Source organism: Citrobacter sp. A316, assembly GCF_002042945.1.
In the GTDB taxonomy this organism is placed as follows: Bacteria; Pseudomonadota; Gammaproteobacteria; order Enterobacterales; family Enterobacteriaceae; genus Citrobacter; species Citrobacter portucalensis.
Genome location: NZ_MVFZ01000012.1, coordinates 157,018 through 182,218, shown reverse-complemented (window position 1 = coordinate 182,218; position 25,201 = coordinate 157,018). Strand labels below are relative to the sequence as shown.

28 protein-coding genes are annotated in these 25,201 nt (G+C 52.1%); 23 read left to right on the top strand and 5 right to left on the bottom strand.

The window, feature by feature from the left end; all coding sequences use genetic code 11:
• The first annotated feature begins 397 nt into the window (after positions 1-397).
• The 7 genes from BZK41_RS16110 (at position 398) to csiR (ending at position 8,373) form a co-directional block, all read left to right on the top strand.
• Positions 398-742, top strand: a complete 345-nt coding sequence (locus BZK41_RS16110; protein ID WP_044713312.1) for a PapB/FocB family fimbrial expression transcriptional regulator — start codon at positions 398-400, stop codon at positions 740-742.
• 306 nt (positions 743-1,048) lie between these two features.
• Complete coding sequence (glaH, locus tag BZK41_RS16105; protein WP_079938790.1) at positions 1,049-2,026, top strand: glutarate dioxygenase GlaH; 978 nt, start codon at positions 1,049-1,051, stop codon at positions 2,024-2,026.
• A 17-nt stretch (positions 2,027-2,043) separates the two neighbouring features.
• Complete coding sequence (lhgO, locus tag BZK41_RS16100; protein WP_079938789.1) at positions 2,044-3,312, top strand: L-2-hydroxyglutarate oxidase; 1,269 nt, start codon at positions 2,044-2,046, stop codon at positions 3,310-3,312.
• A 23-nt stretch (positions 3,313-3,335) separates the two neighbouring features.
• On the top strand, positions 3,336-4,784 hold the full coding sequence (gabD, locus tag BZK41_RS16095) for an NADP-dependent succinate-semialdehyde dehydrogenase (protein ID WP_079938788.1): 1,449 nt from the start codon (positions 3,336-3,338) through the stop codon (positions 4,782-4,784).
• Positions 4,785-4,809: 25 nt separating this feature from the next.
• Positions 4,810-6,093 carry a 4-aminobutyrate--2-oxoglutarate transaminase gene (gene gabT, locus BZK41_RS16090; RefSeq protein WP_079938787.1) on the top strand — a complete coding sequence of 428 codons (1,284 nt, stop codon included), beginning with the start codon at positions 4,810-4,812 and terminating at the stop codon, positions 6,091-6,093.
• Between the two features lie 147 nt (positions 6,094-6,240).
• On the top strand, positions 6,241-7,641 hold the full coding sequence (gene gabP / locus BZK41_RS16085; protein WP_048225221.1) for a GABA permease: 1,401 nt from the start codon (positions 6,241-6,243) through the stop codon (positions 7,639-7,641).
• A 45-nt stretch (positions 7,642-7,686) separates the two neighbouring features.
• The gene (gene csiR / locus BZK41_RS16080) at positions 7,687-8,373 is read left to right on the top strand and encodes a DNA-binding transcriptional regulator CsiR (RefSeq protein WP_020996289.1); all 687 of its coding nucleotides are present in this window, start codon (positions 7,687-7,689) and stop codon (positions 8,371-8,373) included.
• A 12-nt stretch (positions 8,374-8,385) separates the two neighbouring features.
• Here csiR and lysM read toward each other — a convergent pair whose 3' ends face one another.
• Together lysM and BZK41_RS16070 are read right to left on the bottom strand one after the other, a co-directional pair.
• Positions 8,386-8,835, bottom strand: a complete 450-nt coding sequence (gene lysM / locus BZK41_RS16075) for a peptidoglycan-binding protein LysM (protein ID WP_079938786.1) — start codon at positions 8,833-8,835, stop codon at positions 8,386-8,388.
• A gap of 95 nt (positions 8,836-8,930) precedes the next feature.
• Positions 8,931-9,089 carry a YqaE/Pmp3 family membrane protein gene (locus BZK41_RS16070; protein ID WP_003037242.1) on the bottom strand — a complete coding sequence of 53 codons (159 nt, stop codon included), beginning with the start codon at positions 9,087-9,089 and terminating at the stop codon, positions 8,931-8,933.
• A gap of 184 nt (positions 9,090-9,273) precedes the next feature.
• On the opposite strand from BZK41_RS16070, the gene BZK41_RS16065 reads away from it, so the two are divergent.
• The 3 genes from BZK41_RS16065 to BZK41_RS16055 all read left to right on the top strand — a co-directional run bounded on the left by BZK41_RS16065 (position 9,274) and on the right by BZK41_RS16055 (position 10,380).
• Positions 9,274-9,573: a metalloregulator ArsR/SmtB family transcription factor gene (locus BZK41_RS16065; RefSeq protein ID WP_003037247.1), complete on the top strand. Its 300-nt coding sequence runs from the start codon at positions 9,274-9,276 to the stop codon at positions 9,571-9,573.
• A 9-nt stretch (positions 9,574-9,582) separates the two neighbouring features.
• Entirely contained in the window at positions 9,583-10,110 is a 528-nt protein-coding gene (locus BZK41_RS16060; RefSeq protein ID WP_079938785.1) for a rhodanese family protein, read from the top strand.
• A 90-nt stretch (positions 10,111-10,200) separates the two neighbouring features.
• On the top strand, positions 10,201-10,380 hold the full coding sequence (locus tag BZK41_RS16055) for a hypothetical protein (RefSeq protein WP_003825999.1): 180 nt from the start codon (positions 10,201-10,203) through the stop codon (positions 10,378-10,380).
• A gap of 36 nt (positions 10,381-10,416) precedes the next feature.
• Here the strand turns inward: BZK41_RS16055 and stpA are convergent, their stop codons facing one another.
• Positions 10,417-10,818, bottom strand: coding sequence for a DNA-binding protein StpA (gene stpA, locus BZK41_RS16050; RefSeq protein ID WP_079938784.1), 402 nt, complete (start codon positions 10,816-10,818; stop codon positions 10,417-10,419).
• A 557-nt stretch (positions 10,819-11,375) separates the two neighbouring features.
• On the opposite strand from stpA, the gene alaE reads away from it, so the two are divergent.
• Positions 11,376-11,825, top strand: coding sequence for an L-alanine exporter AlaE (alaE, locus tag BZK41_RS16045; protein ID WP_016154144.1), 450 nt, complete (start codon positions 11,376-11,378; stop codon positions 11,823-11,825).
• A gap of 36 nt (positions 11,826-11,861) precedes the next feature.
• Here the strand turns inward: alaE and BZK41_RS16040 are convergent, their stop codons facing one another.
• Both BZK41_RS16040 and BZK41_RS16035 read right to left on the bottom strand, forming a co-directional pair.
• The gene (locus tag BZK41_RS16040; protein ID WP_048212997.1) at positions 11,862-12,212 is read right to left on the bottom strand and encodes a DUF2002 family protein; all 351 of its coding nucleotides are present in this window, start codon (positions 12,210-12,212) and stop codon (positions 11,862-11,864) included.
• A gap of 123 nt (positions 12,213-12,335) precedes the next feature.
• Positions 12,336-13,670, bottom strand: coding sequence for a PLP-dependent aminotransferase family protein (locus BZK41_RS16035; RefSeq protein ID WP_079938783.1), 1,335 nt, complete (start codon positions 13,668-13,670; stop codon positions 12,336-12,338).
• Between the two features lie 90 nt (positions 13,671-13,760).
• Here BZK41_RS16035 and BZK41_RS16030 point away from each other — a divergent pair, with 90 nt between their 5' ends.
• The 12 genes from BZK41_RS16030 to emrR all read left to right on the top strand — a co-directional run bounded on the left by BZK41_RS16030 (position 13,761) and on the right by emrR (position 25,198).
• Positions 13,761-14,192: a carboxymuconolactone decarboxylase family protein gene (locus BZK41_RS16030; protein WP_003825991.1), complete on the top strand. Its 432-nt coding sequence runs from the start codon at positions 13,761-13,763 to the stop codon at positions 14,190-14,192.
• Positions 14,193-14,472: 280 nt separating this feature from the next.
• Positions 14,473-14,718 (top strand): glutaredoxin-like protein NrdH, encoded by a 246-nt coding sequence (nrdH, locus tag BZK41_RS16025; protein WP_048236625.1) that lies wholly within the window; start codon positions 14,473-14,475, stop codon positions 14,716-14,718.
• Complete coding sequence (nrdI, locus tag BZK41_RS16020) at positions 14,715-15,125, top strand: class Ib ribonucleoside-diphosphate reductase assembly flavoprotein NrdI (protein ID WP_079938782.1); 411 nt, start codon at positions 14,715-14,717, stop codon at positions 15,123-15,125. Before nrdH ends, nrdI begins: the two co-directional genes overlap by 4 nt.
• Positions 15,098-17,242: a class 1b ribonucleoside-diphosphate reductase subunit alpha gene (gene nrdE, locus BZK41_RS16015; RefSeq protein ID WP_079938781.1), complete on the top strand. Its 2,145-nt coding sequence runs from the start codon at positions 15,098-15,100 to the stop codon at positions 17,240-17,242. Before nrdI ends, nrdE begins: the two co-directional genes overlap by 28 nt.
• Positions 17,243-17,252: 10 nt before the next feature.
• The gene (gene nrdF, locus BZK41_RS16010) at positions 17,253-18,212 is read left to right on the top strand and encodes a class 1b ribonucleoside-diphosphate reductase subunit beta (protein ID WP_079938780.1); all 960 of its coding nucleotides are present in this window, start codon (positions 17,253-17,255) and stop codon (positions 18,210-18,212) included.
• A 354-nt stretch (positions 18,213-18,566) separates the two neighbouring features.
• Entirely contained in the window at positions 18,567-19,769 is a 1,203-nt protein-coding gene (gene proV, locus BZK41_RS16000; protein ID WP_079938779.1) for a glycine betaine/L-proline ABC transporter ATP-binding protein ProV, read from the top strand.
• On the top strand, positions 19,762-20,826 hold the full coding sequence (gene proW, locus BZK41_RS15995; RefSeq protein WP_032944705.1) for a glycine betaine/L-proline ABC transporter permease ProW: 1,065 nt from the start codon (positions 19,762-19,764) through the stop codon (positions 20,824-20,826). Before proV ends, proW begins: the two co-directional genes overlap by 8 nt.
• 188 nt (positions 20,827-21,014) lie before the next feature.
• Positions 21,015-22,010: a glycine betaine/L-proline ABC transporter substrate-binding protein ProX gene (gene proX / locus BZK41_RS15990; protein WP_079938778.1), complete on the top strand. Its 996-nt coding sequence runs from the start codon at positions 21,015-21,017 to the stop codon at positions 22,008-22,010.
• Positions 22,011-22,207: 197 nt separating this feature from the next.
• Positions 22,208-23,392, top strand: coding sequence for an MFS transporter (locus BZK41_RS15985; RefSeq protein ID WP_079938777.1), 1,185 nt, complete (start codon positions 22,208-22,210; stop codon positions 23,390-23,392).
• Between the two features lie 122 nt (positions 23,393-23,514).
• Positions 23,515-24,252, top strand: a complete 738-nt coding sequence (locus BZK41_RS15980) for an AzlC family ABC transporter permease (protein WP_079938776.1) — start codon at positions 23,515-23,517, stop codon at positions 24,250-24,252.
• On the top strand, positions 24,242-24,577 hold the full coding sequence (gene ygaH, locus BZK41_RS15975) for an L-valine transporter subunit YgaH (RefSeq protein WP_003037297.1): 336 nt from the start codon (positions 24,242-24,244) through the stop codon (positions 24,575-24,577). Before BZK41_RS15980 ends, ygaH begins: the two co-directional genes overlap by 11 nt.
• A gap of 90 nt (positions 24,578-24,667) precedes the next feature.
• Positions 24,668-25,198, top strand: coding sequence for a multidrug efflux transporter EmrAB transcriptional repressor EmrR (emrR, locus tag BZK41_RS15970; protein ID WP_003037300.1), 531 nt, complete (start codon positions 24,668-24,670; stop codon positions 25,196-25,198).
• The last annotated feature ends 3 nt before the right edge of the window (positions 25,199-25,201 follow it).

Here is a 25,201-nt window from a genome sequence, read left to right as displayed (position 1 = left end):
AATTGTAATGTAAAAATGCACGTATCGTTATTACAAATAAAAGTTATATAAATTTAATAAAATATATCGCTAAACAAAGAATAATCCATAACCCAAGTTAAAATGTAACAATATGTTTCATCAACCAAAGAAAAATAGTCACCACCGCAAAATTTCATAAAAGCACCTGAAAACCTACTCTATACATCGCCCTCCAGGATCGATAAACACTTAATCATTCGCTCATGGTTCACAATAATGAACTCGTTATATATATCATTTTTATATAAATTTATATAAAATTAGATTATTGATTTTTACGGATTTTAGATTAAATTAGAGTTATTACAAATTATTAAATTTTATGATTTTCTATGGCAAAAAATGAACTTTTGAAACCAAAGCCATGGATTCTTTTATGTCACAGCGCCATCCTTCTCAGTCACACTGCCGTCCACGTAGCTATCGTTCTTTGTCAAATGGAAGCCTCAGCGAAGAACATTTCAATGTTTTAATTAAAATCGCTCGCATCAACAGCAGGAATAATATTGCAGCACTAAAAGATTTCCTGGTCGTCGGGAAGAAACGCAAAGATGCCTGCAACGCGAATAAAACTTCATTAAGTTACTTCTCAGTTAAACTGCGTCAGTTACAGAGTATTAGCGACGATATTATTACCATCTACCCCTTCTACGCAGAGTATTCACAGTCGTATTCGGTCTCTGCCAATAGCGCAACTGAGCAATCAAAGCAGTCGCCATAAATCTGAAGAAGAAAAAGACTAATTGGCCACGTGGAACACGTGGCACCACTCAAAAAATTCATTAATTACCAAAAAGTTAGATAGACAAAAACTCTGCTTGTATGATGCCTGATAGCTCGCCTTCCCGCCTCACTCCGTGATATCCACATCGTTTATAATGTTAAAAAATTGTTGTTTTTGATCACAAATAATAAACAAACAAGCTCATTCTGTGCGCGTTTTTCAAAAATGTAGATATTTTTAATTTATGGCTACGAAACGAGCTGCGCCATATCTCCCTGACAATCTACTGAGAGGAACGATTTGATGAACGCACTGACTGCCGTAAAACCGAATGCTGAAGATCCTGCCCAGCACTACAGCGGTTTCACGCTGAAACCATCAGACCAATCTCCACGCCTGCTGGAGCTGACTTTTTCTGCTGAGACCACTGAGCAATTTCTGCAGGCCGTCGCGCAATGGCCGGTTCAGGCGCTGGAATACAAATCCTTCTTGCGCTTCAAAGTGGGCAAGATCCTCGACGACCTGTGCGGCAATCAGTTACAGCCCCTGCTGCTGAAAACATTGCTCGATCGTGCCGAAGGCGCACTACTGATCAATGCCGTTGGCGTAGACGACGTGGCGCAGGCAGAAGAGATGGTCAAGCTGGCAACGGCGGTAGCGCATCTAATCGGACGCTCTAATTTTGATGCGATGAGCGGTCAATATTACGCACGGTTTGTGGTGAAAAACGTCGATAACTCAGACAGCTATCTGCGCCAGCCTCACCGAGTGATGGAATTGCACAACGACGGAACCTACCTCGAAGAAATCACCGATTACGTGCTGATGATGAAGATCGACGAGCAGAACATGACCGGCGGTAACTCGCTGCTGCTGCACCTCGACGACTGGGAACATCTTGATCAGTACTTTACCCATCCGCTGGCACGTCGCGCCATGCGCTTTGCCGCTCCGCCAAGCAAAAATGCCAGCCAGGAAGTGTTCCATCCGGTGTTTGACGTTGACCAGCAGGGCCGCCCGGTAATGCGCTACATCGACCAGTTCGTCCAGCCAAAAGACTATGAAGAAGGCGTCTGGCTGAGTGACCTGTCCGATGCGCTGGAAACCAGCAAGAGCATTATTTCCGTTCCGGTTTCAGTGGGTAAATTCCTGCTGATCAACAACCTGTTCTGGCTGCACGGCCGCGATCGCTTCACTTCGCATCCGGATCTGCGCCGCGAACTGATGCGCCAGCGTGGTTATTTTGCGTACGCGACCAACCACTACCAGACCCATCAGTAAGCGCGAAGGAAAAGCGGATGTATGATTTTGTGATTATTGGCGGCGGCATTATCGGCATGTCGACCGCCATGCAACTGATTGATGTCTATCCGGACGCCAAAATCGCGCTACTGGAAAAAGAGTCCGGCCCGGCCTGCCACCAGACGGGCCACAACAGCGGCGTCATTCATGCCGGGGTCTATTACACCCCCGGCAGCCTGAAGGCTCAATTTTGCCTGGCCGGAAATCGCGCCACAAAAGCCTTTTGCGACCAAAACGGCATCCGCTACGACGTCTGCGGAAAAATGCTGGTTGCCACCTCCTCACTGGAAATGGAGCGCATGCGCGCGCTTTGGGATCGCACCGCCACTAACGGTCTGGAGCGCGAATGGCTGAATGCGCAGGAGCTTCGCGAGCGTGAACCCAATATCACCGGACTGGGCGGCATTTTTGTCCCGTCGAGCGGGATCGTCAGCTACCGCGAAGTCACCGCCGCGATGGCGAAAATTTTCCAGGCCAAAGGCGGTGAGATTATTTACAACGCCGAGGTCAGCGCGCTGAAAGAGCATGCCGCGGGCGTGATTGTCCATACCCGTCAGGGCCAGGAATATGAAGGTGCGACACTGATTAGTTGTTCTGGCCTGATGGCGGACCGACTGGTGAAAATGCTCGGCGTTGAACCTGGCTTTATCATTTGCCCGTTCCGTGGCGAATATTTCCGCCTGGCGCCAGAACATAACCAGATAGTCAACCATCTGATCTACCCCATCCCCGACCCGGCGATGCCGTTTCTCGGCGTTCATCTGACCCGGATGATTGACGGCAGCGTCACCGTGGGGCCCAACGCAGTACTGGCATTTAAACGCGAAGGCTACCGTAAGCGTGACTTCTCGCTCAGCGATACGCTGGAGATCCTCGGCTCTTCGGGTATTCGCCGCGTGCTGCAAAACAACCTGCGCTCAGGGCTTGGCGAAATGAAGAATTCGCTGTGCAAAAGCGGTTATCTGCGGCTGGTACAAAAGTACTGTCCGAGCCTGACGCTTAAGGATCTGCAACCGTGGCCTGCGGGCGTGCGGGCACAGGCGGTATCACCTGATGGCAAGCTTATCGACGATTTTCTGTTTGTCACCACGCCACGCTCAATTCACACCTGTAACGCTCCTTCTCCGGCGGCAACGTCGGCAATCCCTATCGGCGCACATATTGTCAGCAAAGTTCATGCGCTGCTGGAGAACCAGAGTAATCCCGGACGCACGCTGCGTGCGGCACGTAGCGTGGAGACATTACACGCCGCATTTACCCGTTAAACCGATTAAGACAGGAAGCAATCATGCAACTTAACGATCCAACCTTATTTCGCCAGCAGGCACTGATCGACGGCAACTGGCGTGATGCCAACAGCGGCGAGACCATCGAGGTGACCAATCCCGCCAACGGTCAGAAAATGGGTAGCGTACCTAAAATGGGGGCAGATGAAACCCGCGAAGCGATTAACGCCGCTAACCGCGCTCTGCCGGCCTGGCGTGCGCTGACTGCCAAAGAGCGAGCCAATATACTGCGCCGCTGGTTCAACCTGATGATTGAGCATCAGGACGATCTCGCCCGCCTGATGACCCTGGAACAGGGTAAACCGCTGGCGGAGGCCAAAGGCGAAATCACCTATGCCGCCTCATTTATTGAGTGGTTTGCCGAAGAGGGCAAACGCATCTATGGCGATACCATCCCTGGCCATCAGGCCGATAAGCGTCTGATCGTCATTAAGCAGCCGATCGGCGTTACTGCCGCGATTACGCCGTGGAACTTCCCGGCGGCGATGATCACCCGCAAAGCCGGTCCGGCACTGGCAGCAGGCTGTACGATGGTGCTTAAACCCGCCAGCCAGACTCCCTACTCCGCACTGGCGCTGGCAGAACTGGCTAATCGCGCCGGGATCCCGGCTGGCGTTTTCAGCGTGGTGACCGGTTCTGCGAGCGCGGTAGGTAACGAGCTGACCGGCAACCCGCTGGTGCGCAAACTGTCATTTACCGGCTCAACCGAAATTGGCCGTCAGTTAATGCAGCAGTGTGCCAAAGACATCAAAAAGGTATCGCTGGAGCTGGGCGGCAATGCGCCGTTTATCGTCTTTGACGATGCCGATCTCGATAAAGCCGTGGAAGGTGCGCTGGCATCGAAGTTCCGTAACGCCGGGCAAACCTGCGTCTGCGCCAATCGCCTGTACGTGCAGGACGGCGTGTATGAGCGTTTTGCCGAAAAACTCCAGCAGGCGGTGAGCAAGCTGCATCTCGGCGATGGTCTGCAACCTGACGTCACCACCGGACCGCTGATCGACGAGAAAGCGGTTGCCAAAGTGCAGGAACACATCGCCGATGCTCTGGATAAAGGCGCACGCATTATCGCGGGCGGTAAACCTCACGCGCTCGGCGGTAACTTCTTCCAGCCCACCATCCTGGTGGATGTGCCAGATAACGCGAAGGTCGCCAAAGAAGAAACGTTCGGCCCGCTGGCTCCGCTGTTTCGTTTTAAAGACGAAGCTGACGTCATCGCTCAGGCCAACGACACCGAGTTTGGTCTGGCCGCCTATTTCTACGCCCGTGATTTGAGCCGCGTCTTCCGCGTTGGCGAAGCGCTGGAGTACGGCATCGTCGGGATTAACACCGGCATTATCTCCAACGAAGTCGCCCCGTTTGGTGGGATCAAAGCCTCCGGTCTTGGTCGTGAAGGATCGAAATACGGCATCGAAGATTACTTAGAAATCAAATATATGTGCATCGGCCTTTAATAAAATAAATACTGGAGAATACCTGATGAGCACCAACAAAGAACTAATGCAACGTCGTAGCAACGCCGTTCCCCGTGGCGTAGGACAGATCCACCCTATTTTTGCCGAGCGGGCAGAAAACTGTCGGGTTTGGGACGTTGAAGGCCGTGAATTCCTCGACTTTGCTGGCGGTATTGCGGTGCTGAACACCGGTCACCTGCATCCGCAGATCGTCTCTGCGGTAGAAGCGCAGTTGAAAAAGCTGTCTCATACCTGTTTCCAGGTGCTGGCCTATGAGCCGTACCTGGAGCTGTGCGAAATCATGAATAAGAAAGTGCCGGGTGATTTTGCCAAGAAAACCCTGCTGGTGACGACCGGTTCTGAAGCGGTGGAAAACGCGGTGAAAATCGCCCGCGCCGCCACCAAACGCACCGGTACGATCGCCTTCAGCGGTGCTTACCACGGCCGTACCCACTACACCTTGTCACTGACAGGGAAAGTGAACCCATACTCTGCCGGAATGGGGCTGATGCCGGGCCACGTGTATCGCGCGCTTTATCCTTGCCCACTGCACGGCATCAGTGAAGATGATGCTATCGCCAGCATTCACCGCATTTTCAAAAACGATGCCGCGCCAGAAGACGTCGCCGCCATCGTGATTGAACCCGTTCAGGGCGAAGGCGGCTTTTACGCGGCCTCTCCTTCCTTTATGCAACGGCTGCGCGCCATTTGTGACGAACACGGGATCATGCTGATTGCCGATGAAGTACAGAGCGGTGCGGGCCGCACCGGTACGCTGTTTGCCATGGAGCAGATGGGCGTTGCGCCCGATCTCACCACCTTCGCCAAATCCATCGCCGGAGGCTTCCCGCTGGCAGGCGTGACCGGGCGCGCCGAAGTCATGGACGCAATCCCACCGGGTGGTCTGGGCGGTACCTATGCCGGTAACCCAATTGCCTGTGCCGCCGCACTGGCAGTACTGAACATTTTCGAACAGGAAAATCTGCTGCAAAAAGCCAACGAACTGGGACAAACCCTGCGCGAAGGCCTGCTGGCTATCGCGGAAACTCACCGCGAGATTGGCGACGTACGCGGGCTGGGCGCGATGATTGCTATCGAACTGTTCGAAGATGGCGATCACACGAAGCCAGACGCCAAACTGACTGCGGAAGTGGTGGCGCGTGCACGCGATAAAGGGCTGATCCTGCTCTCCTGCGGACCTTACTACAACGTGCTGCGCATTCTTGTCCCGCTGACCATTGAAGATGCGCAAATCCGCCAGGGGTTGGACATTATCGCCCAGTGTTTTGCCGAGGCAAAACAGGGTTAAACCCCCGAATAAAAACGGGAAATTGTAGGCCGGATAAAGCGCAAGCGCTGCCATCCGGCAATGTTGTGATGCCCGGTGGCGCTACGCTTACCGGGCCTACGAGTAAGGTGCAGGAAGCGACGTCAATAACAATAACGAGGTTTAAAGATGGGGCAAGTGTCACAATCACATGATTTAGGGGGCGGGCTGAAATCACGCCACGTCACCATGCTGTCTATTGCCGGGGTAATCGGCGCAAGTTTGTTCGTCGGTTCAAGCGTGGCGATTGCAGAAGCCGGTCCCGCAGTATTATTAGCCTATCTGTTCGCCGGATTGCTGGTGGTGATGATTATGCGCATGCTGGCCGAAATGGCCGTTGCCACCCCGGATACCGGTTCCTTTTCCACCTACGCCGATAAGGCCATCGGGCCGTGGGCAGGTTATACCATCGGCTGGCTGTACTGGTGGTTCTGGGTGTTAGTTATCCCTCTGGAAGCGAATATCGCCGCCATCATTTTGCACTCCTGGGTACCGGGCATTCCTATCTGGCTGTTTTCTCTGGTTATCACGCTGGCGTTAACCGGCAGTAATTTGCTGAGCGTCAAAAATTACGGTGAGTTCGAGTTCTGGCTGGCGCTGTGCAAAGTGATTGCCATTCTGGCGTTTATTACCCTCGGTGCGGCGGCGATTAGCGGTTTCTACCCTTATGCCGAGGTTAGCGGAGTTTCACGCCTGTGGGATCAGGGCGGCTTTATGCCCAACGGTTTTGGCGCTGTGATCAGCGCGATGTTAATCACCATGTTCTCCTTTATGGGCGCGGAGATAGTTACCATCGCCGCCGCCGAATCCGATACCCCGGATAAACATATCGTTCGCGCCACCAACTCGGTTATCTGGCGTATCTCTATCTTCTATCTATGCTCTATTTTTGTGGTGGTGGCGCTGATCCCGTGGAACATGCCGGGACTGAAAGAAGTGGGCTCTTACCGCTCGGTACTGGAGCTACTGCATATCCCGCACGCGAAATTGATCATGGATTGCGTCATTTTGCTGTCGGTGACCAGCTGTCTTAACTCCGCGCTGTATACGTCCTCGCGCATGCTCTACTCCCTGAGCCGCCGTGGCGATGCCCCCGCCTTTATGGGTAAAACGAACCGCAGCAAAACGCCTTATGTGGCAGTGCTACTGTCGACAGGTGCCGCGTTCCTCACCGTCATCGTCAACTACTACGCCCCGGCCAAGGTGTTTAAATTCCTGATCGACAGTTCCGGCGCCATCGCGCTGCTGGTCTATCTGGTCATTGCCGTTTCTCAACTGCGGATGCGCAAAATCCTGCTGGCGCGAGGTGGTGAAATTAAACTGAAAATGTGGCTCTATCCGTGGCTTACCTGGCTGGTCATCGCGTTTATTATCTTTGTGCTGGTGGTCATGCTGTTTCGCCCAGCCCAACAGCTGGAAGTTATCTCTACCGGGTTGTTAGCCATAGGAATTATTTGCACCGTGCCCATTATGTCACGCTGGAAAAAACTGCTATCGTGGCAAAAAGCACCATTGCAAAATACGCATTAAACCTGTTCCCGGCGCAGGCCGGGAAATCCTTTCAGGAGTATGACCATGACCGCCATTCCCCAACCGACGGCCATTGATGGATACCGCTGGCTGAAGAACGACATCATCCGCGGTGTGTATCAGCCTGATGAAAAACTGCGTATGAGCCTGCTGACCTCACGCTATGAGCTTGGCGTGGGACCGCTACGCGAAGCGCTTTCGCAGTTAGTTGCCGAGCGGTTGGTGACGGTGGTTAATCAGAAAGGGTATCGTGTCGCCCCGATGTCAGAACAGGAGTTGCTCGATATTTTCGATGCCCGCGCCAATATGGAAGCCATGCTGGTCGCACTGGCCATTGAACGCGGCGACGACGCCTGGGAAGCTGAAATTCTGGCGCGCGCACATATGCTCAGTAAGCTTGAAGCCATTGACGCCAGCGAACAGATGCTCGACGAGTGGGATCAGCGCCATCAGGCGTTTCACTCGGCGATTGTCGCCGGCTGTGGTTCACAATATCTGCTGCAAATGCGTGAACGGCTGTTCTCTCTGGCGGCGCGCTACCGGTTTATCTGGCTGCGTAAAACGGTACTGTCGGTTGAAATGCTGGAAGACAAACACGATCAGCACAAGACGCTAACCGAAGCGATTCTGGCACGTGATGCCGCGCGCGCCAGCGAATTAATGCGCCAGCACTTGCTGACGCCGATTCCGATTATTCAACAGGCTATGTCCGGCAAATTGCTGACGCAATAAGCCTGAATCACATTACTGTTCCGGAATACGTAATACCTGCCCAGGATAGATTTTATCCGGGCTTTTCAGCATTGGTTTATTCGCTTCAAATATCTGGTTATACAGGTTGGCATTACCGTAAACCTGTTTGGCAATAGCGCTCAGGGTATCCCCAGATTTCACGGTATAAAACTGGCTTTCGCTCGCGGGCGTAGAGGTTTTAACCTGATCGTCTACGCTGGCGATACCAGAGATATTACCAATCGCGATCAGAATTTTTTCTTTCGCTTCCTGACTTAATCCATCACCAGAAACAGTGGCTTTGCCTTCGTTAATTTGCACGTCAACTTTATCCGCATCAGGGATGCCGGTTTTGTTCAGGTGTTCCTGCACTTTTTTTGCCAGATCGGCTGTGTCATGGTTTCCAGTGACCGCATCCCACAGTTTTTCACCCGCATCTTTTACAAAATTAAAGAGTCCCATATCCACCTCGGTAATTAACAATCAACACCCAAAAGTGTAGCAGAGGAGAAAGGGACACAAAGAAAACGGCGCCAAAGCGCCGTAGTAGAAAGGAATTAGTTACGCGTCTGTATCCAGAAGGCATGGATCAAACCTGGGATGTAGCCCAGCAGCGTCAGAACGATATTGAGGATAAATGCCCAACCGAACCCCTTCCCCAGCAGTACGCCAAGCGGGGGCAGAATAATAGTAAAAACGATTCTCCAGAAACCCATACACACTCCCTACAAGCAAAAAATTAATCATTGTTTAAAAAGAGATTTTATCTCTAAGAGTAGCCATTCTACCCAACTCTGCCAGCATTCCGCGGCTGTTTTACCCTCCTTTACGCTCTTTACACTGGCGTACGCTGGTTGTTTATTTTAGAATATGCTTAATTTAGATTATGCTTAAATACATATGACTGAACTTGAACAACTCCAGGCCAGCGCTGAACAGGCTGCCGCCCTGCTAAAAGCGATGAGTAACCCGAAACGGTTGCTGATTTTGTGCATGCTCTGCGGTTCGCCCGGTACCAGCGCGGGCGAATTGGCCCGTGTTACCGGTCTTAGCCCTTCCGCCACTTCCCAGCATCTGGCGCGTATGCGTGAAGAAGGTCTGATAGAAAGCCAGCGCGATGCCCAGCGCATCCTCTACTCCATTAAAAATGCGGCCGTGAATTCGCTGATCGCCACATTAAAAACACTGTATTGCCCATAAGGAGCCATCATGACTATTGGGACGATTTCCCCGCGCGAGGCGCAGACACTGGTCGCGCAGGGTGCAAAACTGATTGATATCCGCGATGCTGACGAGTATCTACACGAGCATATTCCTGAGGCACATCTGGCGCCGTTACCTACCCTTGAGCAGGGATCGCTGCCTGCGAATTTACGCGCCGAGCAGGTGATTTTTCACTGCCAGTCAGGCAAACGTACTCAAAATGCGGCAACAAAACTGAGCGCCATTGCCGCGCCCGCGCAGGTCTGGTTGCTGGAAGGTGGAATTGAGGGCTGGAAAGCCGCTGGTTTGCCGGTGGCAAAAGACAGTTCACAACCGTTACCGCTGATGCGTCAGGTACAGATAGCCGCAGGCAGCCTTGCCTTACTCGGCGTTATTCTGGGTTACGCCGTCAGCAGTGCTTTCTTCCTGCTGAGCGGTTTTGTCGGCGCTGGGCTGATACTCGCTGGCGTAACCGGCTTTTGCGGCATGGCGCGATTACTGGACATCATGCCCTGGAACCGACGTACTCATTAAGCGGTAATCATTGAAACTGCACTGTACCCGCCGGTTGACGTGATCTATGGTGAGTTCTGCGATAAATGATAAGTAAAGGAGCGCAACAATATGTTTAAACCTGGCGATCTGGTTCAACCGCGTATGGGCGGTCCAAAACTGAAGGTTGTTGAAGTCAATGACGATCAAATTGTGGCGGTACAAGCCAGTAATGAAAGCGGTGATAAATTCACGCTGAAAGCAGCTGATGTCACGCGATATACCGAAGAGGGTGATTTCGGCGTTTGCTGAAAATAAGCGGTGAGGTTCTCCTCACCGCCTTCGCAATTAGATCAAAAAGTCATCAAGAGATTTACCGGCAGCCAGCGCCTGGGCAATTGGCTTCGGTGTGCGACCTTGTCCGGTCCATGTTTTCGTTTCACCATTGATATCGATAAAACGATATTTTGCCGGGCGCGGTTGGCGTTTTTTAACTGAACGTGCCGTCGCAGGTGTTATGCTCAGCAGCTCCTCCGGACTGATTCCGTCTGCCTGCATCTGCGCCAGCAAAGCATTAATTTTTGCCTGCTGTTCTGCACGTTGGCGCTGTAGCTGTTCTTCTTCTTCGCGCCGTTCTTTGGTCACTACCCTGAATTTTTCAAGCATATCTTCCAGTACATCAACGGAAAATTCACGAGCCATTGCACGCAGCGAGCGGATATTATTTAAGTTTTTTAACATTGAACTCATATTAACAAAACCTCTTTAACGTAAAACATAAAAACGGTATTACGCTAAATATTGTATGCAACTGATTATTATATTTCCAGTCTAATTTATTCTTTTATCATTAAACAAATAGCCAACTCTGATATTTATAGCATCCATTCTGCTATCGCCCAGACAATATATTCTATTACCCTGATTGCAGCTTTGAATATACCTGCAAGGTATCTCAGCGCGTCACTTAAGAAACAGGCCACATCATCGCGTGGAACCAACGAGTATACATATTGCACATCAGTCAACATTCAGAAAAGGAGCGCAAAAAATTCAGAAAAACAAGCAACAATAACTCTTTGATCTAAAAAGATTTTAATCAACGCAGCAACGAAAACACCAAAACGAACAAAAAACAAACCACTACAGAGCATTTTATCGACAAAAAGGCAATAAATAAAAATTTTAAGCTAGTTGCTAGTTATTATCCAGGCATATATCCTATTAAAACGCGAAAGCATCAAGACAAATCACTAGCAGTTAAGGTATTCAAAACCTTTTTTCCCCTTTTTACAAGGAGCATTAACATGTTCTCTCCGCAGTCACGCTTGCGTCATGCAGTAGCAGACACGTTCGCGATGGTTGTTTATTGTTCTGTCGTGAACATGTTGATCGAAATATTCCTTTCTGGAATGAGCTTCGAACAGTCGCTGTATTCCAGATTAGTCGCTATCCCTGTCAACATACTGATCGCGTGGCCATACGGCATGTACCGTGATTTGTTCATGCGCGCGGCGCGGAAAGCCACGCAGGCAGGATGGGGCAAAAACCTGGCAGACGTGTTGGCTTACGTCACCTTCCAGTCGCCGGTATATGTGATTATTCTGTTGACGGTTGGCGCAGACTGGCACCAGATTACGGCTGCAGTAAGTTCGAACATCGTGGTATCAATGCTGATGGGCGCTGTCTATGGCTACTTTCTTGATTATTGCCGCCGCTTGTTTAAGGTCAGTAGCTATCATCAGGCTAAAGCCTGACACGCTTCTTCGCGACTGGCACTGCCAGTCGCGTTATTAGTTAGAACTAACGTCGCCAAACAACCCGCTCAGATAACGCTCAAGCGCAATACGCGAGCTAAAGCCGTGCGGAATACCATAATGCTCATGAGTATCTCCGGCTAAATACAGCGGGAATTGCTGGTAATGATCGCAGGTTTTAATATCCGTTGCCGGTTCCGCCAGCGAAGAACTGCGCTCTTTTAGCGTGGGGTGGATAATTAATGCGGTACGTCCCATGCGTGCTTCACGGTTAACGTACACATAATTTTCGCCACGACGATAGCCGTACGTTTTCTGCGTCACTACATCAACGGTAAAGCCCACTTTTTCAAGTACGCGCGCCACCTCATCAGGTCGTAAATACATATTATTTTCCTCGTTATCTTTTACTGCGGGCTTACCTTACCTGATTCAGCATTAGCAACGCTTTCAGAAAAGTCCATAAACGAGTGGCGATGGTGGGACGAATATCTTAAGAACCGTGCTGATTCAGGCCAGTGCCAGCCGCAGCTGATATGCCGCCTGCTGCGCCATTTCCAGCGAGCTAATGTTGGTAAACGACAGCAATATTCCTCCCTTTCCTGCTGAAGTTATTCGCCAGTGGCTTAACGCCTGAACCGCCAGTCCAGCCTGATTCGCTTTGCGCACCAGCGCAACATCATCTCCGTCTACACTCATTACCAGTTGAATCCCACCTTCCTGAGGAATAACGCTAAATCCTTGTTCGGTCAGAGCATTTTCCATCCATTGACGTCGCAGAGCATATTGCTGGCGCATGCGTTTTAAGTGCCGCCAGAAGTGGCCATCTTGCATAAAATCTGCCAGCGTTTGCTGCCATAAAACCGGAACGCTACAGGCCGTTAGCGCCGCCTGCTGGCGAAAATGTTCGACCTGAGTCAGGGGCACCACCAGCCACGCCGTGCGCAAAGCCGGAAACATCGATTTGCTGAACGTTCCGGCATAAATCACCCGCTGGGGCGCATCCAGACTTTTTAGCGGCGGTAACGGCTTACCGTGGTAGCGAAATTCACTGTCATAGTCATCTTCGATTACCCACGCCTGCGCGCGAGTCGCCCACTCCAGCAACTGGTGGCGACGGTCCAAAGACAGTGCTACCCCCAGCGGACTTTGATGTGCGGGAGTGAGCAGTACAAAACGCGCCTGCGGGTAGTCGCGGATCCCGGCGCTGACATCCAGACCATCGGCATCCACCGCTACCGGCATCAACTCAATGCGTTCCTGAGCCACCACGGGCCGGATCAGCGGAAAACCGGGATCTTCGACCCACATTCCCTCACCGGGATGCGCCAGAGCGCGCAGGATTAACGTCATTGATGCCGCATAGCCTGAAGTGATAAAAATCTGCTCTGGCTGGCATTCAATGCTGCGTGAAACGCGCAGGTAATCAACAATTGCCTGGCGTAACACCCGTTCGCCACACACATCACCCACCGCCAGATCAAAACGCGTTTGGGTGCGTAAACGCCGTCCCATCACCCGCGCCCAGACTTCGCGCGGAAAAAGATCGAGTGCGGGTAATCCCATCTGAAAAGGTTGTGGTCTGGGATTTTCTCCGGCGAAGATGGCAGGAGATGCAGGCGCCCTTTCTGGTCGCAGTTGCTCACTGACAAACGTTCCTGCCTGTCCACGCCGCGCGAGCCAGCCCTGCGCCACCAGCTCTGCATAGGCATTTTCCACCGTCGAGCGTGATACTCCCAGCTCCTGGGCCCAGGTCCGACTGGAGGGCAATCTGGTACCGGGCTTGAGTTCGCCTTTCTCAATTGCGTTTTTTAACTGACGAGCGATTTGCTGATAGCGCGGCATTTATGGTCTGCTTTTTTGATAACAATATGGCTCTCTGTTGCAGTCCATTATAGTGCTACATTGCGGGTCATCCAAACGAGGAGAAATACCATGACAATGTTACGCCAGCCCTATTACGAACTCAGTCCTGAAATCTATAACGCTCTGGTTCAGGCAAGCCAAGCGCTGGAAAACTGCGCGCTGGAACCTACGTTGACGGAACTGATTTACCTGCGGGTCTCGCAAATCAACGGCTGCGCCTTTTGTCTGGAAATGCACAGTAAAGCACTGCGAAAATCAGGTGTTGCGCAGGCCAAATTGGATGCACTGGCAGGCTGGCGAGTGAGTCACCATTTCAGCGAGCAGGAACGTGCAGCGCTGGCGTGGGCCGAATCGGTCACCCAAATTGCCACTACTCACGCCGAAGATGACGTTTATCTGCCGCTGCTCGACCATTTCAGCGCGAAAGAGATTAGCGACCTGACATTTGCCATTAGCCTGATGAACTGCTTCAACCGCCTGGCGGTGGGGATGCGCATGTGATTCTGCGCTGCCGGATGGCGGCATAATGCCTTATCCGGCCTACGTTGTGCTCTCCTGTTGCCCGTAGGCCTGATAAGCTTAGCGCCATCGGGCAATTTATAACCCCCCGTTAGCCTTCCCCCGCCACGCTCATTACCCTGCCCATCATCAATCTAAAATTCCCATATCTTGTATGGTTGAATCTTTTTAAAACTACATCTAGTATCTTTCCTATCAGGACACACACAACCCGACGCTCTCTATCGCGCCGATCTTTTATTTTTAAATGGAAATACGAATCATGCGTATTATTATTTACACTCGCAATAACTGTGTTCAATGCCATGCCACCAAACGGGCAATGGAAAGCCGTGGGTTTGACTTTGAGATGGTAAATGTCGATTTACAGCCCGATTTGGCTGATAGCCTGCGCGATCAAGGGTTTCGCCAGTTACCGGTCGTGGTCGCGGGTGAAACCAGTTGGTCAGGGTTTCGCCCGGACATGATCAACCGTCTGCATCCGGAACACCGTGTGGCCAGCGCATGAGCCAGCTCGTCTACTTCTCCAGCAGCTCCGAAAATACGCACCGCTTTATTCTGCGTCTGGGGCTGCCTGCCATCCGCATTCCGCTTAACGAACGCGAGCGGATCCGGGTAGACGAACCTTACCTATTAATCGTGCCGTCCTACGGCGGCGGCGGCACTGCTGGCGCGGTCCCAAGACAGGTGATCCGCTTTTTAAACGATACGCACAACCGGGCGTTAATCCGTGGAGTGATCGCCTCCGGCAATCGTAATTTCGGTGACGCCTACGGTCGCGCGGGTGATGTCATCTCACAAAAATGCGGCGTGCCGTGGCTCTATCGCTTTGAGCTGATGGGCACCCAAAGCGATATCGACAACGTTCGAAAAGGAGTGAGCGAATTTTGGCAACGACAACCGCAGAACGTGTAATGCAGCCAACGCTGGATTATCACGCCCTGAACGCCATGCTGAATCTGTACGATAAAGCCGGGCGCATTCAATTCGACAAAGATCATCAGGCGGTGGAGGCTTTCTTTGCCGCCCACGTCCGCCCCAACTCGGTAACGTTTGCCAGCCAGCAGGAGCGCCTGGAAACGTTGGTGGATGAAGGCTATTACGATGCCAGCGTCTTAGCCCGCTACGATCGCGCGTTCGTGCTGAAGCTATTCGCTCACGCCCACGCCAGCGGATTCCGTTTCCAGACGTTCCTCGGCGCATGGAAGTTCTACACCAGCTATACGCTGAAAACGTTCGACGGTAAGCGCTATCTCGAAGACTTTGAGGATCGGATCACGATGGTGGCGCTCACGCTGGCGCAGGGCGATGAAATGCTCGCGATGCAGCTGACCGATGAAATGCTCTCCGGGCGCTTTCAGCCCGCCACACCAACCTTTTTAAACTGCGGCAAACAGCAACGCGGTGAGCTGGTCTCCTGCTTCCTGTTGCGTATTGAAGACAACATGGAGTCTATTGGTCGGGCGGTCAACTCCGCACTTCAGCTATCCAAACGCGGCGGCGGCGTGGCATTTTTGCTCTCCAACCTGCGCGAGGCTGGTGCGCCCATTAAACGCATTGAGAACCAGTCCTCTGGGGTGATCCCGGTAATGAAAATGCTGGAAGATGCGTTTTCTTATGCGAATCAACTCGGGGCACGTCAGGGTGCGGGGGCGGTATATCTGCACGCACACCATCCGGATATTTTACGTTTTCTCGATACGAAGCGCGAAAACGCCGACGAGAAAATCCGCATCAAAACGCTCTCGCTTGGCGTGGTGATCCCGGATATTACCTTTCAACTGGCGAAAGAAAATGCCCAAATGGCGCTGTTCTCACCGTATGACGTGGAACGGATTTACGGCAAACCATTCGGTGATATCGCCGTGAGCGAGCGGTATGACGAACTGGTTGCCGACGAACGTGTGCGCAAAAAATTCATTAACGCCCGCGATTTCTTCCAGCGGCTGGCCGAGATCCAGTTTGAGTCTGGCTATCCTTACATCATGTTTGAAGATACGGTGAATCGCACCAATCCGATTGCCGGTCGGATCAATATGAGCAACCTGTGCTCGGAGATTTTGCAGGTTAACAGTGCCTCCACCTACGATGAAAATCTCAATTACGCGCAGACCGGGCACGATATTTCCTGCAATCTCGGCTCGTTGAACATTGCCCATACCATGGATTCACCCGATTTTGGTCGTACCGTGGAAACGGCGGTTCGTGGCTTAACCGCCGTTTCGGACATGAGCCATATCCGCAGCGTGCCCTCGATTGAGGCCGGGAACAACGCATCGCACGCAATTGGTCTTGGGCAGATGAATCTGCACGGGTATCTGGCGCGGGAAGGGATCGCCTACGGTTCACCGGAAGGGCTGGATTTTACCAATCTCTATTTCTATACCATCACCTGGCATGCGCTGAATACGTCAATGAAGATCGCCCGCGAGCGCGGCCAAACCTTTGCCGGATTCAAACAGTCGCGCTACGCCAGTGGTGAGTATTTTAACCAGTATCTGCAGGGCGACTGGCAGCCAAAAACCGACAAGGTTCGCGTCCTGTTTGCCGCCAGCGGCATTACGCTGCCGACGCGCGAGATGTGGTCACAGCTGCGTGAAGATGTGATGCGCTACGGCATTTATAACCAGAATTTACAGGCGGTTCCCCCCACCGGTTCTATCTCTTACATCAATCATGCCACGTCAAGCATTCACCCGATCGTGTCGAAAGTGGAGATTCGCAAAGAGGGCAAAACCGGGCGCGTTTACTACCCTGCCCCGTTTATGACCAATGAGAATCTGGCCTTGTATCAGGATGCCTACGAGATTGGTCCACAAAAAATCATTGATACCTACGCAGAAGCAACGCGCCATGTCGATCAGGGGCTTTCACTGACGCTCTTTTTCCCCGATACCGCCACCACGCGCGATATCAATAAAGCGCAGATTTACGCCTGGCGTAAGGGCATCAAATCCCTGTACTACATCCGACTACGCCAGCTGGCGCTGGAAGGCACCGAAATCGAAGGCTGCGTGTCATGCGCGCTGTAAGGAGGAGAAAATGACATTATCCCGCGTGAGCGCCATCAACTGGAACAAGATTGAGGATGATAAAGATCTTGAGGTATGGAACCGTCTGACCAGTAACTTCTGGCTCCCGGAAAAGGTCCCGCTCTCCAATGACATTCCGGCCTGGCAAACGTTGAATACTGCCGAACAGCAGTTAACAATCCGCGTTTTTACCGGACTGACGCTGCTCGACACCATTCAGAATGTTGCCGGAGCACCAGCGCTAATGGCTGATTCGTTAACGCCGCATGAAGAGGCGGTGCTGTCGAATATCAGCTTTATGGAGGCGGTGCACGCCCGTTCATACAGCTCTATATTCTCCACCCTTTGCCAGACCAAAGACGTGGATGCAGCCTACGCCTGGAGTGAAGAAAATACCTCACTCCAGCGCAAAGCGCAGATCGTTTTGGCACATTACGCCAGCGACGAACCGTTGAAGAAAAAAATAGCCAGCGTGTTTCTGGAATCCTTCCTCTTCTATTCTGGCTTCTGGTTACCGATGTATTTTTCCAGCCGCGGCAAATTGACCAATACCGCCGATCTCATTCGTCTGATCATTCGTGATGAAGCGGTTCATGGGTATTACATTGGTTATAAATATCAAAAAGGTCTGGAGCATATTTCCGAATCCGCACGCGAGGAGTTAAAGAATTTTGCCTTTGACCTGTTGATGGAATTGTATGATAACGAAGCGCGTTATACGGAAGAGTTGTATGCAGAAACCGGCTGGGTGGATGACGTCAAGGCCTTCCTTTGTTACAACGCCAATAAGGCATTAATGAATTTGGGATATGAGGCGCTATTCCCGCCTGAAATGGCGGAGGTTAACCCGGCAATCCTTGCCGCGCTGTCGCCCAACGCTGACGAAAACCACGATTTCTTCTCGGGTTCCGGCTCATCTTATGTGATGGGAAAAGCGGTCGAAACTGAAGATGACGACTGGAATTTCTAGCACTCATTTTCACGGGAAATACCGTACATTTTTCACGGAAATATTTTAACAGGATCACACTTTTGTCGTGCAAATATAATTGTGTGATCTACACTCAATATCAGCCGCATTATTCGCCTGCATTCCAGCAATTCAGGCGATTTTTCATTGGCATTTACAAAAAATATTAACCGGTTCACATTCGCGCTCAGCCCTTATATCACGGGAAGTCCCGCCATCTGGCCTTTGGCAATATTCATGCCACAACCAAATTCAGGGTTGTCTCAGATTCTCAGTATGTTAGGGTAGAAAAAGGTCACTATTTCCATCAGGTAATATATCGATATAAACAAATAACAGGAATCATTCTATTGCATGGCAATTAAATTAGAAGTTAAAAATCTCTATAAGATATTTGGAGAGCATCCCCAGAGAGCCTTCAAATATATTGAAAAAGGACTTTCAAAAGAGCAGATTCTGGATAAAACGGGGCTATCGCTTGGCGTTAAAAACGCCAGTCTGGCCATTGAAGAAGGCGAGATATTTGTCATCATGGGATTATCCGGTTCGGGTAAATCCACAATGGTACGCCTTCTCAATCGCCTGATTGAACCCACCCGCGGGCAGGTATTGATTGACGGCGTAGACATCGCCCGGATATCCGATGCTGAGCTTCGCGAGGTGCGCAGAAAAAAGATTGCGATGGTGTTCCAGTCCTTTGCCCTGATGCCACACATGACGGTCCTGGACAATACGGCATTCGGCATGGAATTAGCCGGTGTTGGTGCGGATGAACGTCGTGAAAAAGCGTTAGATGCGCTGCGTCAGGTTGGTCTGGAGAATTATGCTCACGGATACCCGGATGAACTTTCCGGGGGGATGCGCCAGCGTGTAGGCCTCGCCCGCGCATTAGCCATTAACCCTGACATCTTATTAATGGATGAGGCCTTCTCAGCCCTCGATCCGTTAATTCGTACCGAGATGCAGGATGAGCTGGTAAAGCTACAGGCGAAACATCAACGTACCGTAGTCTTTATTTCCCATGACCTCGATGAAGCCATGCGCATTGGCGACAGAATTGCCATTATGCAAAACGGTGAAGTGGTCCAGGTCGGTACGCCGGATGAAATCCTGAATAATCCGGCCAACGATTATGTACGCACCTTCTTCCGTGGCGTTGATATTAGCCAGGTCTTTAGCGCGAAAGATATTTCACGCCGTAGTCCCGAAGGTTTAATTCGTAAAAACCCCGGGGTGGGTCCACGTTCGGCGCTGCAATTATTGCAGGACAAAGATCGCGAATATGGTTACGTGATTGAACGTGGCAATAAATTCGTTGGCATTGTTTCTATCGACTCATTAAAAACAGCATTAAGTCAGGCGCAAGGTATTGAAGCGGCATTGATCGATGAGCCGTTAGCCGTTGATGCACAAACTCCTCTCAGCGAGTTGCTTTCTCATGTCGGCCAGGCCCCGTGCGCGGTGCCGGTTGTAGATGAGGAACAGCAGTATGTGGGCATCATTTCAAAACGCATGCTGTTACAAGCTTTAGATCGTGAGGGGGTAAACAATGGCTGATCAAACTAATCCGTGGGACACCACACCAGCGGCCGACAGTGCCGCACAAAATGCCGACGCCTGGAGTACGCCGTCAGGCGCGCCCACTGACGGCGGTGGCGCGGACTGGCTGACCAGCGCACCCGCGCCGGCACCAGAGCATTTCAATATTATGGATCCGTTCCATAAAACGCTGATCCCGCTGGACAGTTGGGTCACCGAGGGGATCGACTGGGTCGTTACCCATTTCCGTCCTGTCTTCCAGGGCATTCGTGTCCCGGTGGATTACATTCTTAACGGCTTTCAACAGCTGCTGTTAGGTATGCCAGCCCCGGTGGCGATTATCCTGTTCGCGCTGATTGCCTGGCAGATTTCCGGCGTTGGGATGGGCGTTGCTACGCTGATTTCCTTGATTGCCATCGGTGCCATCGGCGCGTGGTCGCAGGCCATGATAACCCTGGCGCTGGTGTTGACCGCGTTGCTGTTCTGCGTGGTGATCGGTCTGCCGATGGGGATCTGGTTGGCGCGCAGTCCACGAGCAGCAAAAATTGTTCGCCCGCTTCTGGACGCCATGCAAACCACGCCCGCGTTTGTCTATCTGGTGCCGATTGTCATGCTGTTTGGTATTGGTAACGTCCCGGGCGTAGTGGTGACGATTATCTTCGCCCTGCCGCCAATCGTGCGTCTGACTATTCTGGGGATTAACCAGGTGCCAGCCGATCTGATTGAAGCTTCGCGCTCGTTTGGTGCCAGCCCGCGTCAGATGCTGTTTAAAGTGCAGCTCCCGCTGGCAATGCCCACCATTATGGCCGGGGTTAACCAGACGCTGATGCTGGCGCTCTCAATGGTCGTCATCGCGTCGATGATTGCCGTCGGCGGATTGGGTCAGATGGTTCTGCGTGGAATCGGTCGTCTGGATATGGGGCTTGCCACCGTCGGCGGAGTTGGGATTGTGATCCTCGCCATCATTCTCGACCGCCTGACGCAGGCCGTTGGTCGCGACTCACGTAGTCGTGGCAACCGTCGCTGGTACACCACCGGTCCCGTTGGGCTTATCACTCGCCCATTCACGAAGTAATTCACCCATTGCCCGGTGGCGCATGCCTACCGGGCTTACAATTCATTAGCTTACACAAAATCATTCAAGTTGCATCGCGGCGGCAAACGAATGTATCTCCAGGAGCGTACAAGTAGTACGTGACTGGGGTGCATGAGTGCAGCCAACAAAGAGGCCGCTTGAAGGATGAAGTGTAATAAGGAACAACGATGCGACAGAAATTTATTATTGCCACAGCGTTTGCCACCCTTGTCTCCACCAGCACTTTCGCTGCCGACCTGCCGGGCAAAGGCATCACCGTACAGCCAATCCAGAGTACAATCTCTGAAGAATCCTTCCAGACGCAGTTAGTCGCCCGTGCGCTGGAGAAACTGGGTTACACCGTTAACAAAACCAGCGAAGTTGACTACAACGTCGGCTATACCTCCATTGCCTCTGGCGATGCAACTTTTACCGCCGTGAACTGGCAGCCGCTGCATGATGATATGTACGCCGCGGCGGGCGGAGACAAAAAGTTTTATCGCGAGGGGGTATTCGTTACGGGTGCCGCACAGGGTTATCTGATCGACAAAAAAACCGCTGAGCAGTACAAAATCACCAATATCGCCCAGTTAAAAGATCCGAAGATCGCCAAAATCTTTGACACCAACGGTGACGGAAAAGCCGATATGATGGGCTGTTCACCGGGCTGGGGTTGTGAAGCAGTAATCAACCACCAGAACAAAGCTTTCGATCTGGAAAAAACCGTCGAGGTCAGCCACGGTAACTATGCGGCGATGATGGCTGACACCATTACCCGCTTCAAAGAAGGTAAACCCATTCTTTACTACACCTGGACACCGTACTGGGTGAGCGATGTAATGAAACCTGGTAAAGATGTGGTCTGGCTACAGGTGCCGTTCTCTTCCCTGCCAGGCGAGCAGAAAGATATTGATACCAAACTGCCAAACGGCGCCAACTACGGCTTCCCGGTGAACACTATGCATATTGTCGCCAATAAAGCCTGGGCGGAGAAAAACCCGGCTGCGGCGAAACTGTTTGCCATCATGAAGCTGCCGCTGGCGGATATCAACGCGCAGAACGCGATGATGCACGACGGGAAAGCGTCTGAAGCCGACGTGCAGGGTCACGTTGACGGCTGGATCAAAGCCCACCAGCAGCAGTTTGACGGCTGGGTGAACGAAGCGCTGGCTGCGCAGAAATAACCGACTCGCAGGCCTGATGAGCGTAGTCTCATCAGGCACTGTAACTATACCAATACCGGATGGTGGCGCGATGTGTCCTATCCGGTCTACCTCCCTCTATCTCACCTAAACCGCACAATCCATCACCCAACAAATCAGCAACATTTAATCACTTCCGTTATGATTGTTTTCTGCAACCCATTACTCAGTTGAAAACAATGACGAAAACCACTCAGGGACTTAGCCCTTCGCTGATCCTGTTAATGTCTATCGCCACCGGCCTCGCCGTCGCCAGTAACTATTATGCGCAGCCGTTGCTCGACACCATTGCGCGTAACTTTTCGCTATCTGCCAGTACCGCCGGGTTTATCGTCACCGCGGCCCAGCTCGGCTACGCCGCCGGCCTGCTGTTTTTAGTACCGCTCGGTGATATGTTTGAACGCCGGATGCTGATTGTCTCCATGACGTTGCTCGCGGCTGGCGGCATGCTGATCACCGCCAGCAGCCAGTCGCTGGGTATGCTGATTCTCGGTACTGCCCTAACCGGGCTGTTCTCGGTAGTGGCACAGATTTTGGTTCCGCTGGCGGCAACGCTTGCCACACCGGACAAGCGCGGGAAGGTCGTCGGTACGATTATGAGCGGCCTGCTACTGGGTATTCTGCTGGCGCGCACCGTGGCAGGATTACTGGCGAACCTTGGCGGCTGGCGCACCGTATTTTGGGTGGCATCGGTATTAATGGCGCTGATGGCGGTTGCACTGTGGCGCGGCCTGCCGAAGATGAAATCCGATACTCATCTTAACTATCCGCAGCTGTTAGGCTCCGTATTCAGCCTGTTTATTCACGATAAATTGCTGCGTACCCGCGCGATGCTGGGCTGCCTGACGTTTGCCAATTTCAGTATTCTGTGGACCTCGATGGCGTTTTTGCTCGCCGCTCCGCCGTTTAACTATTCGGAAGGAATGATTGGTCTGTTTGGTCTGGCGGGTGCCGCAGGGGCGTTAGGTGCACGTCCGGCAGGCGGTTTTGCCGATAAGGGTAAATCCCACCTGACCACAACTATGGGGCTGCTATTACTGCTGCTCTCCTGGCTTGCTATTTGGCTTGGGCACGCTTCAGTCCCCATGCTGATTATCGGTATTCTGGTGCTGGACCTCACCGTTCAGGGAGTACACATCACCAACCAGACGGTGATCTACCGTATTCATCCTGACGCGCGTAATCGCCTGACCGCCGGATACATGACCAGCTATTTTATTGGCGGAGCGGCAGGTTCACTGATTTCAGCCTCCGCCTGGCAGCATGCCGGGTGGGCTGGCGTTTGCCTGGCTGGTACGACCGTTGCCATACTCAACCTGTTGGTCTGGTGGCGAGGTTTTCACCGTCAGGAAGCCGTAAATTAAGCGTATAGCGCATGTTTACCGCTGATTGGGCTCCACAGGGTGTTAAGGAGCCCATCAGTCTGCTAAGGTTATAACTCATTGAACCAAGTTATATTAATTTCGGTAATGAAACCTATAACCCTATGGAACACCCTGTACCTCAGTCTGAATCCAGTTCGGCAACATTAACGGAAGGATTCAAAGACAGCCTGCCAATAGTCATCAGCTATATTCCGGTCGCTTTTGCATTTGGTCTCAATGCCACTCGCCTTGGCTTCACGCCGGTTGAAAGCGTCTTTTTCTCCTGCATTATCTATGCGGGGGCCAGCCAGTTTGTCATTACCACCATGCTCGCCGCAGGCAGTTCGCTGTGGGTCGCCGCGCTGACCGTCATGGCCATGGATGTCCGTCATGTTTTGTACGGCCCTTCCCTGCGTAGTCGGATCGCCCAGCGACTGAGTAAACCCAAAAGCGCGCTGTGGGCCTTTGGCCTTACCGATGAGGTCTTTGCCGCCGCAACGGCAAAGCTGGTACGGGATAACCGGCGCTGGAGTGAAAACTGGATGATCGGCATCGCACTGTGCTCCTGGGCCTCCTGGGTGATTGGTACGGTGATCGGCGCGTTTTCCGGCAGTGGTTTACTCAAGGATTACCCGGCGGTTGAAGCGGCACTGGGCTTCATGCTCCCGGCGCTGTTTATGAGCTTCCTGCTCGCGTCATTCCAACGTAAACAAGCGCTCTGCGTGACAGCGGCCCTGGCCGGGGCGCTGGCTGGCGTGATGCTGTTTTCCATCCCTGCCGCTATCCTTTCAGGTATTGTCTGTGGATGCCTGACGGCGCTCATCCAGTCATTTTGGCAGGGAGGTCCTGATGAGCTATGAGGTTCTGCTGCTTGGCCTGTTGGTCGGCTGCGTTAATTACTGTTTTCGCTATTTGCCGCTCCGTCTTGGGGTCGGCAATGTTCGCCCGACCAAGCGCGGCGCGACGGGCATATTACTCGACACTATTGGCATTACATCAATTTGCGCCCTGCTGGTGGTGTCTACAGCGCCAGAAGTGATGCACGACGCTCGTCGGTTCGTGCCTACTCTGGTGGGGTTTGTCATACTGGGTGCAAGCTTCTATAAGACCCGCAGCATCATCATTCCAACGTTACTGAGTGCTCTGGGCTATGGATTAGCCTGGAAAATGCTGGTTGTCTTATAGATAAAAACAATCATTTTAAATAAATAATACATTTACTTTATTTGTCACTGTCGTTACTATATCGGCTGAAATTAATGAGGTTATACCCAAATGGATAGTTCGTTTACGCCCATTGAACAAATGCTAAAATTTCGCGCCAGCCGCTACGAAGAGTTCCCTTATCAGGAAGTGCTTCTGACTCGTCTATGCATGCACATGCAGGGCAAGCTGCTGGAAAACCGCAATAAGATGCTGAAGGCTCAAGGGATTAACGAGACGTTGTTTATGGCGTTGATTACGCTGGAGTCTCAGGAAAACCACAGTATTCAGCCTTCTGAACTGAGTTGTGCGCTTGGCTCGTCGCGTACTAACGCTACCCGCATCGCGGATGAGTTAGAAAAACGTGGCTGGATCGAACGTCGCGAAAGCGATAACGATCGCCGCTGTCTGCATCTGCAATTGACCGAGAAAGGCCATGCATTTTTGCAAGAGGTGTTGCCGCCTCAGCATAACTGCCTGCATCAACTCTGGTCGTCTCTTAGCACCACCGAAAAAGATCAGCTTGAGCAAATTACCCGTAAACTTCTGACCCGTCTTGATCAGATGGAGCAGGATGGCGCGGTGTTAGAAGCGCTGCGCTAACGC